The organism is Agromyces flavus, assembly GCF_900104685.1.
In the GTDB taxonomy this organism is placed as follows: domain Bacteria; phylum Actinomycetota; class Actinomycetes; order Actinomycetales; family Microbacteriaceae; genus Agromyces; species Agromyces flavus.
The window spans coordinates 3,105,997-3,120,506 of sequence record NZ_LT629755.1 but is presented as its reverse complement, the minus strand read 5'-3'; the positions used below and the strand labels follow the sequence as shown (position 1 = coordinate 3,120,506).

Here is a 14,510-nt window from a genome sequence, read left to right as displayed (position 1 = left end):
CTTCCTGTTTGTTCGAGGTCGTCGGGCGAGCGGACTCGATCGACGCGAGGTCGAGGGTGGAGTGGAGGGCCGCCGGTCAGGCGGTGACGGATGCCGCGGCGTGCGCCCGCTCGATGACCTCGAGCACGGCGACCGCGTCGGCAGGGTCGACGGGCAGCGGTCCCCCGTCGCGGAGCGCGACGGCGAGTCGCCGGTAGAACTCGCCGTAGTCGCCGCGCCGCGTCGGCACCCTGCAGGTGTCGCCGTCAGCGCCGAGCACGCCCCAGCGGGCCTCGGGCGTCTCTCCGAATCCCGGATCGCCGGGCAGCGCGCCGGCGAGCAGCGACGGCTCCTGCACATCGAGGCCCCACGTGGAGTACCCGGCGCGCGAGCCGAGCACGTGGAACCGCGGCCCGAACAGCGGGGCGACGGCGTTCATCCAGAGATGCGAGGTGACGCCCGAGTGGTGCCGCAGCGCGAGGAACACGTCGTCGTCGGCTGCGGCCGCGGGCCGTCGGCGCGCGATCTCGGCGTACAGGTCCGACACCGGCCCGAACAGTTGCACGGCCTGATCGACGAGGTGCGTGCCGAGGTCGTAGAGGATGCCGCCCGCCTCGGCCGCCGACGCCTCGGTCTTCCACGAGGCGTCGGGCTCGGCCTGCCACCACTCGAAACGCGACTCGAACCGGCGCACCTCGCCGAGCTCGCCGCTCGCCACGAGGTTCTGCAGCGTGCGGAAGTCGCCGTCCCACCGCCGGTTCTGGAACACGGTGAGGCGCCGGCCGAGCCGCTCGGCCTTCGCGATGAGCGCGCGACCCTCGTCGGCGGTCGTCGCGAACGGCTTGTCGACGACGACGTCGAGTCCGGCGTCGAGCGCGGCGTCGGCGAGGGCCGCGTGCGTGCCGCTCGGCGAACCGATGACGACGAGGTCCAGCGACGCGGCATCCGCCCAGAGTTCGTCGGGCGTCGCCACGACACGGGCACCCGGATGCCGCGCGGTGGCCGCCGCGCTGCGCGACGGGTCGCGCGTGACGATGGCGTCGAGCGAGTAGTCGGCATCCGCCGCGAGGAACGGCGCGTGGAAGATGCGACCGGACGTGCCGAAGCCGATGACGGCCGTGCGGATCGGGCGGGACGCGGCATCCGTCATCACAGCACCTCCGAGAGGAAGCGCTGCAGGCGTTCGCTCTGCGGGCGGTCGAACAGGTCGGCGGGAGCGCCGGACTCGACGACGCGGCCCTCGTCCATGAAGACGACCTGGTCGGCGACCTTGCGGGCGAAGCCCATCTCGTGCGTGACGACGAGCATCGTCATGCCGCGCTGCGCGAGGCCCGCCATGAGGTTGAGCACGCCCTTCACCAGTTCGGGGTCGAGCGCGCTCGTCGCCTCGTCGAACAGCATGACCTCGGGCTCCATGGCGAGCGCGCGTGCGATCGCGACGCGCTGCTGCTGCCCGCCGGAGAGGTCGCGGGGACGGTGGTCGGCGCGCTCGGCGAGGCCGACCTCCGCCAGGCGCTCGCGGGCGATGCGCAGCGACTCGGCCTTCGAGAGGCCCTTCACGTTGCGCAGCGCGAGCGCCACGTTCTGCTCGGCCGTGTGGTCGGGGAACAGGTTGAAGTGCTGGAAGACGAGGCCGATGCGGCGGCGCACGGTGTCGGGCTTCTGCTTCAGCACGCTCTGGCCGGCGAGGCGGACGTCGCCCGACTTCGGCTCGTGCAGGCGGTTCACGCCGCGCAGCAGCGTGGACTTGCCGGAGCCCGACGGACCGATGATGCACGTCGTGGTGCCGGGCGCCACCGTGAGGCTCACGTCGCGGAGCACGTCGATGTCGCCGTAGGCCATGGTCAGGTCGACGAGCTCGAGGCTCGAGCCCTCGTAGAAGTGGCCGTCGGTGACGGGCACGGGCGAGGTGTAGGTCATGAGTTCTCTCCGTAGGTGAGCGCGACCGGCGTGGACCGCTGCTCCTCGACCTCGTCGAGGCCGCTCTTCGGCGGAGTCGCCTTGCGGCGTCCGGTGCGGAAGCGGTTGTCGAAGTAGTTCACGAGGTGCGTGAGCGGCACCGTGATGACGAGGTAGAAGAGGCCCGCCATGACGAGCGGCGACAGGTTGCCCGTCAGCACCGCGGCATCCTGCCCGACGCGGAACAGCTCGCGCTCGGAGACGAGCAGGCCGAGGAAGTAGACGAGGCTCGAGTCCTTCACGATGGCGATGAACTGGTTCACCAGCGCGGGCAGCACGCGGCGGATGCCCTGCGGCACGACGACGAGCCGCATGGCCTTGCCGTAGCTCATGCCCAGCGCGCGGCAGGCCTCGAGCTGGCCCCGGTCGACGCTCTGGATGCCGGCGCGGAAGATCTCGCCGATGTAGGCGCTCGCGATGAGGCTGAGGGCCAGGATGCCGAGGGGGTACGGCGACGGACCGAACACCTGCTGGCTGAACCGGGCGAAGCCCTGCCCGATGAGAAGGATGGTGAGGATGGCCGGCAGGCCGCGGAAGATGTCGGTGTAGACGCGTGCCGGGATGCGCAGCCACCGCGAGGGCGAGATGCCCATGATCGCGATGACCATGCCGAGGACGATGCCGATGACGGTCGCCCAGATCGAGATGACCAGCGTGTTGACGAGTCCGATGCCCAGCAGCTGCGGGAACACCTGCCACATGGCCTCGACGTCGAAGAAGGTCCTGATGATGTTGTCGAGCCAGTCCATGGTTCGAATCGCTTTCGTTCAGTGAACGGGTCGGGGTGCGGGCCGCCCGGTGTCGGTCGGCCCGCACCGTCCGGCTCAGGTGGCCGGGGTCTCCGCCGGGGCGCCGGTCTGCTCGGCCTTCGGCAGGTACTGCTCGGGCATCGGCGAGCCCGGGAACCACTTCTGGTAGAGCTCCTTCCAGGTGCCGTCCTCCATGGCCGCCGCGAGCGCCTCGTCGAGCGCCGCCTTGAACTCGTCGTTGCCCTTCGCGATCGCGAAGCCGGCCGGAGCGTCGAACGACGGGATGTCGATCGCGTTCTCGAGGCCGTACTGCGCGGCGTACTCCTTGGCGGCCTCGTAGTCGAGGAAGTGCGCGTCGATGCTGCCCGAGTTCACGGCGGAGATCGCCGCGTTGTTGTCGGGGAAGCGCACGAGCTCGGTGTCGGTGAAGTTCTTCACGGCGTAGGCCTCCTGCAGGGTGCCCTGGACGACGCCGAGTCGCTTCCCGGCGAGGTCGGCCTCGTCGGCGATGTCCGCGTCGGGGCTCGCCATCACGGTGAGGTAGCCGGCGAGGTAGCCCTCGGAGAAGTCGACGGTCTCCTTGCGCTCGTCCGTGATGCCGATGGCGGCCACGCCGACATCGAACTGGCCGTTGGCGACGGCGGCGAGCAGGCCCGAGAAGTCCTGGCCGGTGAACACGACGTCGTCGATGCCGATGCGCTCTGCGACATCCGTGAACAGCTCGACGTCGAAGCCGGTGAACTCGCCGCTCTCGTCGGTGAACGTGTAGGGCTTCGCGTCGCCGAGGCTGGCGACCCGGATCTGGCCGGGCGTGATCAGGTGGTAGGGGTTCTCCTCGGCGGTGGCGTCGCCGGGCGTGGCCCCTGCCGACGAGCATGCGGCGAGGGCGAGTGCCGACGCCGCGGCGACGGCCGCGATGGCCGTGCGACGAAGGGTGGTGCGGATGTTCACGATGGTCCTCTCGTTGCTGGGAATGATGGTGCGGTGATTCGGTTGCGGGTATCCCGTTGCATCGGCCCGGCCCTGGTGCTCCGCGCGGCGCTGCTTCGGCGATGTCTTGTTGAGACCGGTCTCAATCCGGTATGTTGAGACCGGTCTCAATTCGTTTTCCGAGACATTACGCGACGATCGGAGCCGCGTCAACACCCACCCGATCCCTGATCCGAAGCGGAGGACCTGTGAGCGAAGCCGGCAACGGGCGGCACGGCAACGGCCGCCACGAGGTCACGGTGGCGGATGTCGCGGCCGCCGCCAAGGTCTCGAAGGCCACCGCCGCGCGCGCCCTCGGCGACTACGGCGCGGTCAGCGAGGCGGTGCGCGATCGCGTGCAGGCGGCCGCCGAGGAGCTCGGCTACCGTCCGAACGCCCTCGCTCGCACGATGAGCACCGGCCGCTCGAACACCCTCGGCATCGTCGTCGGCGACATCGAGAACCCGTTCTTCGCGCAGGCGACGCGCGGCGCTTCCGATGTCGCGAACGCCGCCGGGTTCGATCTCATCCTCTCGAACTCCGACGAGGACGGCGACACCGAGGCGAAGGCGATCGGCGTCCAGCTGGCGAAGCGCGTCGACGGCATGCTCGTGGCGCCCGCGTCATCCGTCGACGTCGAGAACCTCCGCACCATCGTCGCCGCCGGGCGCCCGCTCGTGCTGTTCGACCGCGCCGCCCCGTCGCTCGAGGTCGACACCGTGATCGCCGCGAACCGCACGGGTGCGCGACAGCTCACCGGGCTGCTGACGGCGGCGGGGCATCGCCGCATCGCGTTCATCTCGACGATCGCCCATCCCGACGGCTATCGGCTCGGCGACGTGCTCGGCTCGACTTCCGTTGCCGAGCGCGTCGACGGATTCGTCTCGGCGCTCGACGACGCGGGCGTGCCCGACCCCGCGCGATTCGTGCACCTGAACGCCCGGCGCGAGGGCGTGGAACACCTGGCGCGGCGCCTCCTCGAAGATCACGAGGCGGGGATCACGGCGGTCGTGGCCTCCGACAGCCTCATCGCCCTCGCCGTCTTCCGCGTCGCGAGGGCGCTCGGCCGGAACATCCCGGGCGACCTGTCCCTCGTCGCGTTCGACGACGCAGACTGGACTGGGGCCACCACGCCCGCGATCACCGTCATGGCGCAGCCGATCCACGAGATCGGTGCCGAAGCCGCGAGGCTTCTCATCCAGCGCATCGGCGGCGACGGCCGGCCACCCGTGACCCGGGTCCTCGACCAACACCTCATCGCGCGCGAGTCGATCGCGCCCCCCATCGACGGAGAGACCCGGCCCGTGGCGGGCTCCCGTACGCTGTGAGCGGCCGGACATCCACGCGAGCGAGGAGGAACGTCGTGGCGCAGCAGCACCGGATCTTCGGCATGAGCTTCGCGAGCATCTACCCGCTCTACGTGGCGAAGGTCGAACGCAAGGACCGCAGCCGGGAGGAACTCGACGAGGTCCTCTCCTGGCTGACCGGGTACGACGACGTGGGGCTCCGAGGCGCCATCGCCGACGGCGTCGATCTCGAGACCTTCTTCGACGAGGCACCGGGCCTGAACCCGCACGCCGCCGAGATCACGGGCGTGATCTGCGGTGTGCGGGTCGAGGAGATCGAGGATCCGCTGATGCAGAAGATCCGCTACATGGACAAGCTCGTCGACGAGCTGGCCCGCGGCAAGCGGATGGCCTCGATCCTTCGAGGATCGTGACGCTGCAGGGGCTCAGCGACTGAGAAGGCGGGCGGACGCCGCGTCAGGCGGCGAGCGCCTCGGCCTCGGTGGCCGTGCGGGAGGCCGTACCGGCCTTCCAGGTCAGGTAGCCGCCGTCGAGGTTGACGGCGTCGCGACCGAGCTGCGCGAGCAGGCGAACCGCGGTGTGCCCGCGCTGGCCGACCTTGCAGTGGACGATGAGGCGCCCGGCCGGCAGCTCGTCGGCCCGCGAACGGAGCTCGTCGAGCGGGATCCGGAGCGAACCGGGGATCGCGCCATCCGCGACCTCGCCGGCCGTGCGGACGTCGACGACGGTCGCGCCGGCGTCGACCGCGGCGTCGAGCTCATGCCACTGGATCGAGGGCGTCAGGCCCTCGAGCGCGTTGACCGCGACGTAGCCGAGCATGTTCACGGGGTCCTTCGCCGACGAGTACTGCGGTGCGTACGCCAGCTCGAGGTCGGCCAGCTCGGATGCGGTGATCCCGCCGGCCATCGCGGTCGCGATGACGTCGATGCGCTTGTCGACTCCCTCGCCGCCCACGCCCTGGGCGCCGAGGATGACATCGGTCGCCGCGTCGACGATCAGCTTGAGTGCCATCTGCTCGGCGCCCGGGTAGTACCCCGCGTGCGAGGCGGGGTGCGTGTGGACGATCCGGATGTCGCGGCCGCGCGAGCGCAGCAGCTTCTCGTTCCATCCGGTCGCGGCGACGGTCAGGCCCATGACTCCGACGACCGCGGTGCCGAGCGCCTCGCGGACTCGGACGGGACGGCCCGCGATCGCGTCGGCGGCGAGGCGCCCGTGGCGGTTGGCCAGGCCCGCGAGCGCGACGAGCCGGGGCTCGCCCGTGATCGCGTCGACCTTCTCGACGGCGTCGCCGATGGCCCAGATGTGCGGGTCGCTCGTGCGCAGCATGTCATCGACGCGGATGCCGCCGCGCGGACCCAGCTCGAGGCCGGCGGCCGTCGCCAGGCTCGTGTCGGGCCGCACGCCGATGGAGCCGAGCACGAACTCGGCGGCGACGGTCGTGCCGTCGCTGAGCCGGGCCGTGTCGGCGCCGAGCGCGGTGACCTGCGTGGCGAGGCGCACGTCGACGCCGGCTTCGCGGAGCCGGTCGGCGACGGGCGAGGCCATCTCGGGGTCGAGCGGCGGCAGCACCTGGTCGCCCAGCTCGACGAGGGCCACGTCGAGTCCGCGGTGCACGAGGTTCTCGACCATCTCGAGGCCGATGAAGCCTGCGCCGATGACGAGCGCGCTGCGGGGCGCGACCTCGAGGGCCGCCATGGCAGCGTCGACGTCGTCGATGTCGCGGAGCGTCAGCATCCGCTCGCCGCCCTCGATGGGCGGGCGGACCGGGGTCGCCCCCGGCGAGAGCACGAGCGCGTCGTAGTCGAGCGTGCTGTCCTCGCCGGTGGTCAGGTCACGCGCGACGACGGTGCGCGCCTCTCGGTCGATCGAGACGGCCTCGGTGCGCACGCGCACGTCGAGGCCGAAGCGACTGCCGAGCGACGCGGGCGTCTGGAGCAGCAGGCTCGAACGCTCCTCGATGACGCCGCCGAGGTGGTACGGGAGACCGCAGTTCGCGAAGGACACGTGGCCGCCGCGCTCGAGCACGGTGATCTGCGCATGCTCGTCGAGCCGTCTCAGTCGCGTCGCGGCGGACATGCCGCCCGCCACGCCGCCGATGATGAGGTACCGCTTGGAGGTCATGTCGACCATGGTACGAATACCCCTGGGGTATTGTCAAAATACGCCCGGGGTATCACCGTAGTCGGCGGCCACCACGCCGACGCGACGTGAGGGCGAGGTAGGCGCCGAGCGTTCCGATCATCCCGAGGCCCGTGCCGACCATGACGTTCTCCCACGAGCGCCACCGCCGCTCGCTCGAGACCAGTCCGCCGATGCCGCTGATGAAGGCGGCACTGATCATGCCGGCCACCAGGCGGTTGCCGATGCGCTCGGCGCGACCCATGAGCCGCTCGAGCTCGGCCGCGCGCAGGTGCACCTGCAGCCCATCGCCGTCGGCGTGGTCGACGAGGCGGCGCAGCACGCCCGGCGCCTCGAGCATGAGTTCGCCGAGGTCGGCCGAGGCCCGCGCGATCCGGCGGGCGAGCACCGAGGCGCTGACCCGCTCGCGAGCGAGCCGCTCGGCGTACGGCTCGAGCGCCTCACCGAGCCGGAACTCCGGATCGAGCCGGCGTGCGAGTCCCTCGATGAGCAGCAGCGCCTTGAAGAGCAGCGCCATCTCGCGCGGCAGCCTGAGGCGGTGGTGCCGCAGGATGGCGAAGAGCTCGGCCATCATGCGTGCGAACGGCGTCTCGCGCAGCGAGCGCAGCCGGTATCTCGCGAGGAAGACCGCGAGGTCGTCACGCAGGAGGTCGCGGTCGACTCCCCCGGATCCCGGCGACATGTTCACGAGTGCGCTCGCGAGCAGTTCTGCGTTGCCGCGCACGAGCGAGACGAACATCGCGCTGAGCTGACCGCGCAGGTCCTCGCCGATCTCGCCGACCATCCCGAAGTCGATCAGGGCGATCGTGCCGTCCTCGTGGATGAAGAGGTTGCCGGGGTGCAGGTCTGCGTGGAAGAAGCGGTCCTCGAAGGTCATCTTCAGCACGATCTCCGCGCCCTTGCGCGCGACGCGCTTGCGGTCGACGCCCACCGCGTCGAGCAGCGCCGTGTCGCCCACGTTCATGCCCGACATGCGCTCGAGCGTGAGCACGCGCGAGGTGGTGTAGTCCCAGAACACCCGCGGGATCTCGATGTCGGGGTCGCCCTCGAACGAGGCGGCGAACCGCTCCGCGTTCCGACCCTCCTGCAGGTAGTCGAGCTCGGCACGCAGCGTCTGGGCGAACTCGTCGGCGATGCCCGGGGCGTCGTACTCGCGTGCGAGGCTCCACGCCCGGCTCGCGCGCAGTGCGAGGTTCCGCAGGATCTCGAGGTCCTCCTGGACCTGCGCGACCGCGCCGGGGCGGCGAACCTTGACGACGACGGGCGTGCCGTCGTGGAGGGTCGCGGTGTGCGCCTGCCCGATCGACGCCGACGCCATCGGCTCGTCGTCGAACGTCGCGAACAGCTCCTCGGGCTCGGCGCCGAGTTCGCTGCGGATGACCGAGCGGATCTGGTCCGTCGGAACGGGCGGCGCGGCATCCTGCAGCTTCGCGAGCTCATCGGCGAGCGCGGGCGGCACCAGGTCTGACCGCGTGGACAGCAGCTGGCCGAACTTGATGAAGGTGGGGCCGAGCTCCTCGAGGGCTCGGCGCACATGCACGGGCGAGGTGTCGGCGGTGGGCGCCGACGCGGCATCTCCTCGGCGGAACGGGTTGCGTCGGCCGGCGCCGATCAGGCCCGCGAGGAATCCGAAGCTGTGCCGACGGAGCACGGTCGCGATCTCGCGATAGCGCGCGGTGTGTCGGGTCTCGGCCTGGCCGTTGCTCATGCGCCCAGCCTGTCGATCATCGATGCACCCCCGTCCGAGGCTACGCCACGCGGGCCCCGGGAACCGAAAGGAGCCCCCGCCGTGATCGGCGAGGGCCCCGCGCGGTACCGGCGTCAGTCGCCGGCCACGTCCTTGCCGGCCTTCTCGTCGGCGACGGAACCGGCGTCGTCGGCCTGGTCGCCCGCGCCCTCGGGGGCGCCGTTGCCCTCGGAGGCGCCGGCGGGCTCACCCGCGGTGCCGACACCGGCACCCGCGTTCTCGCCGGCGATCTCGAGGCCTGCGTCGGCGTGCTCGTCGGCGTGCTCCTCGGCCACCTCGATGCCGCCGCCCGCGTTCTCTTCGGCCGTCTCCAGGCCGGATCCGGCCTGCTGGCGGGCGTCTTCCGCCGTCTGCCGACCGGACTCGCTGTGCTCGACGCCCGTCTCGCTCGCGTGCTCGGCGCCGGGGTGGGTGACCTGCTCGAACACCTCCTGCGCGGGCGCGGGCAGCATGCCCGCGGCACCGGCGGCGCCGGCTCCGGTCACTCCGACGGCCGCCGCGGCCGTCGCTCCGATGGCGATCTTCGCTGCGAGGCCGAGGCCCGCGAACCACTCGAATGCCACTCGTCTTCTCCTTGCCGACGACGCCGATTCAGGGAGCAGCGCCGTCATGTTCGGGTTCTCTGGGGGGAATGCCTCAGCCGCCGACACGCGGTCGAGGTCGAGGCGGGACGCCACCGCGGCGCTCGGCCGCGGCGGCGTCCCGAATGAGGAAGCCCGGAACTCGGCGACCGCCGCGGCAAGGGGGGAGAGCTCTTCGCGGGCGTGGGGGGTACGCCCGCGAAACAGCGCCGCGGCCTCGTCGTCGGTGATCCGGTGATTCTTCATCTCACTCCCTGCCATCGACGCGACCTCCCAGAGGGGTACGGCCTCGCGCGATTCTCTTCCGCAACGTCTCGAGGCCGCGCCGTTGCAGCGCCTTGACGGCGCCGGGACGCTTGCCGAGCACCTCGGCGACCTGCTCGACCGTGAGGTCGCCGATGATGCGCAGCACCATCACGTCGCGCTGGTCGGGCGAGAGCCCGTCGAGCAGCGCGCGGGTCGCGTCATCCGACAGCCGGGAGAGCGCCTCGTGCTCGGCACTCGGCGACCGGCGATCGTCGAGCTCCTGCTGCCACTCCTCGTGCTCGCCGCGTCGAGATCGACGCCGCAGCTCGTCGGTGAGACGGCGGTAGGCGATCGTGAACACGAACGCGCGGAACTCGGCCTCACCGCCCGTGAAGGCGTCGAGGCGGTCGAACACCGCGAGGAACACCTCGCTCGTGAGGTCATCGGGCTCGCGAGACCCGCGGGCGCGCAGGAATGCGGCGACCGCGGGCGCGTACTCGTTCCACAGGTTGGTGGTCGCCCAGCGCGCGCCCGTCTGCGCCGCGAGCAGCACGGTCCCGAACTGGTCGGGACCGATCGCGGTGTGCGTGCGCGCGATCCGATCCGCGGGCAGCGAGGGGCGCGCGATGGCACCGTCGGGATCGGTCACCCGCCCGAGTGTAGGACAGGCCCGGGCTCGACGACAGGATCGTCCACAGGGCCGAGGGCCCGCTCAGAACTTCGAGCCGAGCGCCTTCGCCTTGATCGCCTCGAACTCGCCGTCGGTGATGACCCCCTGGTCGCGCAGGGCCTGCGCCTTGGAGATCTCTTCCGTCGGGCTGGCGAACGAGATCTTCCGCATCTCCTCTTGGCTGTACTCCTGGTACTCGACCTGCTTGCGCGCCGAGCGTTCCGCCATGCCCTTGCCACGGACGATGAGGTAGACCAGGCCGGTGATCCACGGCAGGAACACCAGCAGGATGAGCCACAGCGCCTTGAGCCATCCGTTGAGCTGATGGTCGCGGAAGATGTCGATGATGATGTAGATCAGCACGAGGATGTACGCCACATAGGCGAACATCCAGAAGTAGAACCAGATCCAGCTCCAGAGATCCACATCGGCCCCTTCCGTCGTCCCAGACCTTGCCACAACCTACTCCGCGGCCCGCGCGGTCGATGGTCTTTGGTCCCGAGTCGGCCATCGGGCCGGTCGTTACGTTGAGCGCATCGACGGTGGTGTCGATCCGAACGAGGGGGCGGTCGTCATGGTGCTCGTGTCCACATCCCTACCTGGACTCGCAGTGCGAGCCGGTGCATGCACCGAGGAGCGACGGCCATGAGCGCCGCGGATGCCACCGCGGGCCGCTCGCGCGATGCTGCTGCTCCCCGTGCTGCCGCCGTCCCGAAGTCGATGTGGATCTCGTGGATCGCGCTCGCGCTCATGACGACGAGCTCGGTCGCCAGCCTCAGGCCCGCGCCGACCATGGCCGTCTACGGCCTCGCCTGCATCTTCCTCTACCTCGTTCCGGCGATCGTCTTCCTGCTCCCGACCTCGCTCGTCTCGGCCGAGCTCGCATCGGGATGGAAGGGCGGCGTCTACAACTGGGTCGCCACCGGCATCTCCAAGCCCATGGGCTTCCTCGCCGTGTGGTGCCAGTTCGCGATGACGATCTTCTACTACCCGAGCCTGCTCGGGTTCGTGGCGAGCACGCTCGCGTACGTCATCAACCCGAACCTCGCATCGAGCGGCGTCTGGACGGCCCTCGTCATCATGGTCTGCTACTGGTCGGGCGTGTTCCTGACCTCGCGTGGCACCAAGGGCATCGCCGGCCTCGCCAGCGGCGGCCTGATCATCGGCACCCTCATCCCGGGCGCGGTGCTCGTCATCCTGGGCGCCGTGTTCCTCGGCCAGGGCAACGAGTCGGCGGCCCCGATGACCGCGGCGAACCTGCTGCCCCAGTGGGCCGGCCTCGCGAGCCTGGTGCTCATCGTGAACAACTTCCTGTCGTACAGCGGCATGGAGATGAACGCGGTGCACGTCGGATCGCTCCGCAACCCGGGCAAGGAGTTCCCGAAGGCGATCTTCCTCGCGATGGGTCTCGTGCTGCTGATCTTCATCCTCCCGGCGCTCGCGATCAGCTGGGTGGTCCCCGCCGAGGAGCTCTCGCTCACCGCCGGCGTGATGCAGGCGTTCGACGCGGTGTTCGCCGCGTTCAACTGGCAGTGGCTGACCCCGATCTTCGGCATCATGCTCGTGGCGGCGTCGCTCGGCGGCATGCTGACCTGGCTCGCCGGCCCCTCGAAGGGCTTGCTGCTCATCTCGCGCCAGGAGGGGTACCTTCCCCCGTTCCTGCAGAAGCTCAACAAGAACGGCGTGCAGCAGAACCTGCTCGTCGTGCAGGGCCTGGTCACCACGGTCATCGCCCTCGGCTACGCACTGATCCCGAGCGTCTCGAGCGCCTACTGGATCTTCTCGGTCATCACGACGCAGGTCTACCTGATCATGTACCTGCTCATGTTCGTCGCGGCGGCACGCCTGCGCCGCACGCACCCCGACCATCCGCGCGGCTTCCGGGCCCCGCTGCTCATCACGTTGTGCGTGGTCGGGTTCGTCGCCTCGCTCGCCGCGCTGCTGGTCGGCTTCATCCCGCCGTCGCAGTTCGCGAGCGGCGACCTCTGGGTCTACCTGCTCATCGTCGGCGGCGGCGCGCTCGGTCTCGGCCTGCTCGTGCCCTGGCTCTTCTACCGGTTCAGGAAGCCGTCGTGGAAGCAGCCCGACGCGTCGACTGAGACCGAGACGGAGGTGGCGGAGTCATGAGCACCGAGACGGAACAGCAGCCGCAGCGCGAGCGGTCGATCATCTACATCATCACGATCGTCGTCCTCGTGATCCTGGCCGTCATCGCCCTCATCACGTTCCTCTCGGCACGGCAGGAGGCCCAGGCGACCGACAAGGCCGAGCAGTTCCTCGCGTCGCTCGACGAGAACGGGATCGACACCGACCTGACGGCCGAACAGGTCGCGCGAGTGCTCGGCGACGACGGCGGCGGCGTGTGCGCGAACCCGAACGACGCACTGAGCAAGGCGATCCTCTTCGAACGGCTCACGAACGGCGCAGCAGGTCCCGGGCAACGGCCGATCATCGCGCAGGACAACGTGGTCGAAGGGCAACTGCTGATCATCGAGACCTACTGCCCCGATGAGCTCGAGGACTTCCAGCAGTTCGTCGACGACCTGCAGTTGAGCGGCGGGGACGGCTCGTGACCGCGGACGTTCCCGGCATCATCCACGGGATGATGCCGGGCGCCCGCGCGGAGCTCGCCGAGCTTGTCGCGATGCGCTCCGTCGCCGACCCGCGTCAGTTCCCGCCCGAGGAGTGCGAACGCACGGCCGAATGGGTGCGCGATCGATTCGCGCAGCTGGGCTTCACCGATGCGCGCCTCGAGGTGACGCCCGACGGCAGCAAGGCCGTCGTGGGCTCGCGCGCCGCAGCGAGCGACGACGCGCCCACGGTGCTCCTGTACGCGCACTACGACGTCCAGCCGCCGCTCGACGATGCCGCGTGGCGCACGCCGCCGTTCGAGCTCACCGAGGTCGACGGGCGATGGTACGGCCGCGGTGCCGCGGACTGCAAGGGCAACATCCTCATGCACCTGCTCGCGCTTCGGGCGCTCGGCGACGACATCCCCGTCAACCTCAAGCTGGTGGTCGAGGGGTCGGAGGAGCAGGGCACGGGCGGACTCGAGCAATACGTCGAGGCGAACCCCGACGTGCTCGAGGCCGACACGATCCTGGTGTGCGACACGGGCAACGCCGCGGTCGGCAAGCCCGCCGCGACCATCACCCTCCGGGGCATGGCGAACGTCGTGGTGCGCGTCGCGGCGCTGCGCTCCGAGATCCACTCGGGCATGTTCGGCGGTCCGGCGCCCGATGCGCTCGCCGCGCTCATCGAGATGCTCGCCTCGCTGCGCGACGAGGACGGGAACACCACGATCGAGGGCCTCGATGCGACGCAGGGCTGGCACGGCGAACCGTACGACGCCGACCAGTTCCGCGCCGACGCCGGCGTGCTCGAGGGCGTCTCCCTGCTCGGGGACGGCAGCGTCGCCGACGAGCTGTGGTCGCGCCCGGCCGTCACCGTGCTCGGCATCGACTGTCCGCCCGTCATCGGCTCGGCGGCGGCCATCGTGCCCCATGCCGCCGCGCGGCTGAACCTCCGCGTGCCGCCGGGCGTCGATCCAACGGGCGCGCGCGACGCGCTCGAGGCCCATCTGCGTGGCGAGGCGCCGTGGGGCGTCCAGATCGAGGTCGAGACCGAGGCCGTCGGGGCCCCGTTCGCGGCGCGCACCGACGGGCCGGCGTTCCGTGCGATGGCCGCGGCGATGCGAGAGGCGTACGGCGTCGAGATGACCACGCTCGGACAGGGCGGGTCGATCCCGCTCTGCAACGTGTTCGCTGACACCTACCCCGGTGCCGAGATCATCCTCATGGGGGTCGAGGAGCCGCTCGCGCTCATCCACGCACCGAACGAGAGCGTCGACCCGACGGAGATCGAGCGGCTCGCCGTCGCCGAGGCACTGTTCCTCAGGTCCTATGCCGACGCGCGCTGACGGCGATCACTTCCCGAGCGCGTCGAACAGCTCGTAGACCATGAAGGCCGGCCAGAACAGGCCCTGGAAGATCGCCCAGACGTACTCCCAGAACTGGTCGGCCTGCTGCCAGAAGTAGACCCACGCGCCGAAGATGCCGAGGCCGTAGATGGCGCCGCCACCGGCGAGTCCCGCGTTCGAACCCCTGTCGGACATGTCGAACCTCCCGCGCTCGACGCTACGCGCCGCGGGTCACCCGCCGGGGG

15 protein-coding genes are annotated in these 14,510 nt (G+C 70.5%); 5 read left to right on the top strand and 10 right to left on the bottom strand.

The window, feature by feature from the left end; translation table 11 throughout:
- Window positions 1–76: 76 nt before the first annotated feature.
- From BLT99_RS14780 to BLT99_RS14765, 4 genes are all read right to left on the bottom strand, one after another.
- Window positions 77–1,129, bottom strand: coding sequence for a Gfo/Idh/MocA family protein (locus BLT99_RS14780; protein WP_092674091.1), 1,053 nt, complete (start codon window positions 1,127–1,129; stop codon window positions 77–79).
- Window positions 1,129–1,899 (bottom strand): amino acid ABC transporter ATP-binding protein, encoded by a 771-nt coding sequence (locus tag BLT99_RS14775; RefSeq protein WP_092674088.1) that lies wholly within the window; start codon window positions 1,897–1,899, stop codon window positions 1,129–1,131. The genes BLT99_RS14780 and BLT99_RS14775 overlap by 1 nt, the downstream gene beginning before the upstream one ends.
- Window positions 1,896–2,687, bottom strand: coding sequence for an amino acid ABC transporter permease (locus BLT99_RS14770; protein ID WP_092674085.1), 792 nt, complete (start codon window positions 2,685–2,687; stop codon window positions 1,896–1,898). The genes BLT99_RS14775 and BLT99_RS14770 overlap by 4 nt, the downstream gene beginning before the upstream one ends.
- 75 nt (window positions 2,688–2,762) lie before the next feature.
- Window positions 2,763–3,638: an ABC transporter substrate-binding protein gene (locus BLT99_RS14765; RefSeq protein ID WP_092674082.1), complete on the bottom strand. Its 876-nt coding sequence runs from the start codon at window positions 3,636–3,638 to the stop codon at window positions 2,763–2,765.
- A gap of 227 nt (window positions 3,639–3,865) precedes the next feature.
- Here BLT99_RS14765 and BLT99_RS14760 point away from each other — a divergent pair, with 227 nt between their 5' ends.
- Window positions 3,866–4,984 carry a LacI family DNA-binding transcriptional regulator gene (locus tag BLT99_RS14760; RefSeq protein ID WP_166670914.1) on the top strand — a complete coding sequence of 373 codons (1,119 nt, stop codon included), beginning with the start codon at window positions 3,866–3,868 and terminating at the stop codon, window positions 4,982–4,984.
- A 62-nt stretch (window positions 4,985–5,046) separates the two neighbouring features.
- Complete coding sequence (locus BLT99_RS14755) at window positions 5,047–5,376, top strand: DUF2200 domain-containing protein (RefSeq protein ID WP_092676484.1); 330 nt, start codon at window positions 5,047–5,049, stop codon at window positions 5,374–5,376.
- A gap of 43 nt (window positions 5,377–5,419) precedes the next feature.
- On the opposite strand, the gene BLT99_RS14750 is transcribed toward BLT99_RS14755, so the two are convergent.
- The 5 genes from BLT99_RS14750 to BLT99_RS14730 form a co-directional block, all read right to left on the bottom strand.
- On the bottom strand, window positions 5,420–7,084 hold the full coding sequence (locus BLT99_RS14750; protein WP_092676481.1) for an FAD-dependent oxidoreductase: 1,665 nt from the start codon (window positions 7,082–7,084) through the stop codon (window positions 5,420–5,422).
- Window positions 7,085–7,136: 52 nt separating this feature from the next.
- Window positions 7,137–8,810, bottom strand: coding sequence for an ABC1 kinase family protein (locus BLT99_RS14745; protein ID WP_092674076.1), 1,674 nt, complete (start codon window positions 8,808–8,810; stop codon window positions 7,137–7,139).
- Window positions 8,811–8,923: 113 nt separating this feature from the next.
- Window positions 8,924–9,412, bottom strand: a complete 489-nt coding sequence (locus BLT99_RS14740) for a hypothetical protein (RefSeq protein ID WP_092674073.1) — start codon at window positions 9,410–9,412, stop codon at window positions 8,924–8,926.
- Window positions 9,413–9,677: 265 nt separating this feature from the next.
- A complete protein-coding gene (locus tag BLT99_RS14735) occupies window positions 9,678–10,325 on the bottom strand; it encodes an RNA polymerase sigma factor (RefSeq protein ID WP_092674070.1) in 648 nt (215 codons plus the stop codon).
- Window positions 10,326–10,388: 63 nt separating this feature from the next.
- Window positions 10,389–10,772 carry an SHOCT domain-containing protein gene (locus BLT99_RS14730; RefSeq protein ID WP_229724580.1) on the bottom strand — a complete coding sequence of 128 codons (384 nt, stop codon included), beginning with the start codon at window positions 10,770–10,772 and terminating at the stop codon, window positions 10,389–10,391.
- A gap of 219 nt (window positions 10,773–10,991) precedes the next feature.
- On the opposite strand from BLT99_RS14730, the gene BLT99_RS14725 reads away from it, so the two are divergent.
- Genes BLT99_RS14725 through BLT99_RS14715 form a run of 3 tightly spaced genes read left to right on the top strand, consistent with a single transcriptional unit; the run spans window position 10,992 to window position 14,265 of the window.
- Window positions 10,992–12,473 (top strand): APC family permease, encoded by a 1,482-nt coding sequence (locus tag BLT99_RS14725; protein ID WP_092674069.1) that lies wholly within the window; start codon window positions 10,992–10,994, stop codon window positions 12,471–12,473.
- The gene (locus BLT99_RS14720; RefSeq protein ID WP_092674068.1) at window positions 12,470–12,919 is read left to right on the top strand and encodes a pilus assembly FimT family protein; all 450 of its coding nucleotides are present in this window, start codon (window positions 12,470–12,472) and stop codon (window positions 12,917–12,919) included. The genes BLT99_RS14725 and BLT99_RS14720 overlap by 4 nt, the downstream gene beginning before the upstream one ends.
- Entirely contained in the window at window positions 12,916–14,265 is a 1,350-nt protein-coding gene (locus BLT99_RS14715) for a dipeptidase (RefSeq protein ID WP_229724582.1), read from the top strand. The genes BLT99_RS14720 and BLT99_RS14715 overlap by 4 nt, the downstream gene beginning before the upstream one ends.
- A gap of 6 nt (window positions 14,266–14,271) precedes the next feature.
- Here BLT99_RS14715 and BLT99_RS14710 read toward each other — a convergent pair whose 3' ends face one another.
- A complete protein-coding gene (locus BLT99_RS14710; protein ID WP_092674066.1) occupies window positions 14,272–14,460 on the bottom strand; it encodes a hypothetical protein in 189 nt (62 codons plus the stop codon).
- Between the last annotated feature and the right edge of the window lie 50 nt (window positions 14,461–14,510).

Excerpts from the sequence above, each read along its gene's own strand:
- BLT99_RS14780 (WP_092674091.1), bottom strand. The coding sequence starts at position 1,129 with ATGACGGATGCCGCGTCCCGCCCGATCCGCACGGCCGTCATCGGCTTC.
- BLT99_RS14725 (WP_092674069.1), top strand. The coding sequence starts at position 10,992 with ATGAGCGCCGCGGATGCCACCGCGGGCCGCTCGCGCGATGCTGCTGCT.
- BLT99_RS14755 (WP_092676484.1), top strand. The coding sequence starts at position 5,047 with ATGAGCTTCGCGAGCATCTACCCGCTCTACGTGGCGAAGGTCGAACGC.
- BLT99_RS14770 (WP_092674085.1), bottom strand. The coding sequence starts at position 2,687 with ATGGACTGGCTCGACAACATCATCAGGACCTTCTTCGACGTCGAGGCC.
- BLT99_RS14750 (WP_092676481.1), bottom strand. The coding sequence starts at position 7,084 with ATGACCTCCAAGCGGTACCTCATCATCGGCGGCGTGGCGGGCGGCATG.
- BLT99_RS14720 (WP_092674068.1), top strand. The coding sequence starts at position 12,470 with ATGAGCACCGAGACGGAACAGCAGCCGCAGCGCGAGCGGTCGATCATC.
- BLT99_RS14775 (WP_092674088.1), bottom strand. The coding sequence starts at position 1,899 with ATGACCTACACCTCGCCCGTGCCCGTCACCGACGGCCACTTCTACGAG.
- BLT99_RS14745 (WP_092674076.1), bottom strand. The coding sequence starts at position 8,810 with ATGAGCAACGGCCAGGCCGAGACCCGACACACCGCGCGCTATCGCGAG.
- BLT99_RS14710 (WP_092674066.1), bottom strand. The coding sequence starts at position 14,460 with ATGTCCGACAGGGGTTCGAACGCGGGACTCGCCGGTGGCGGCGCCATC.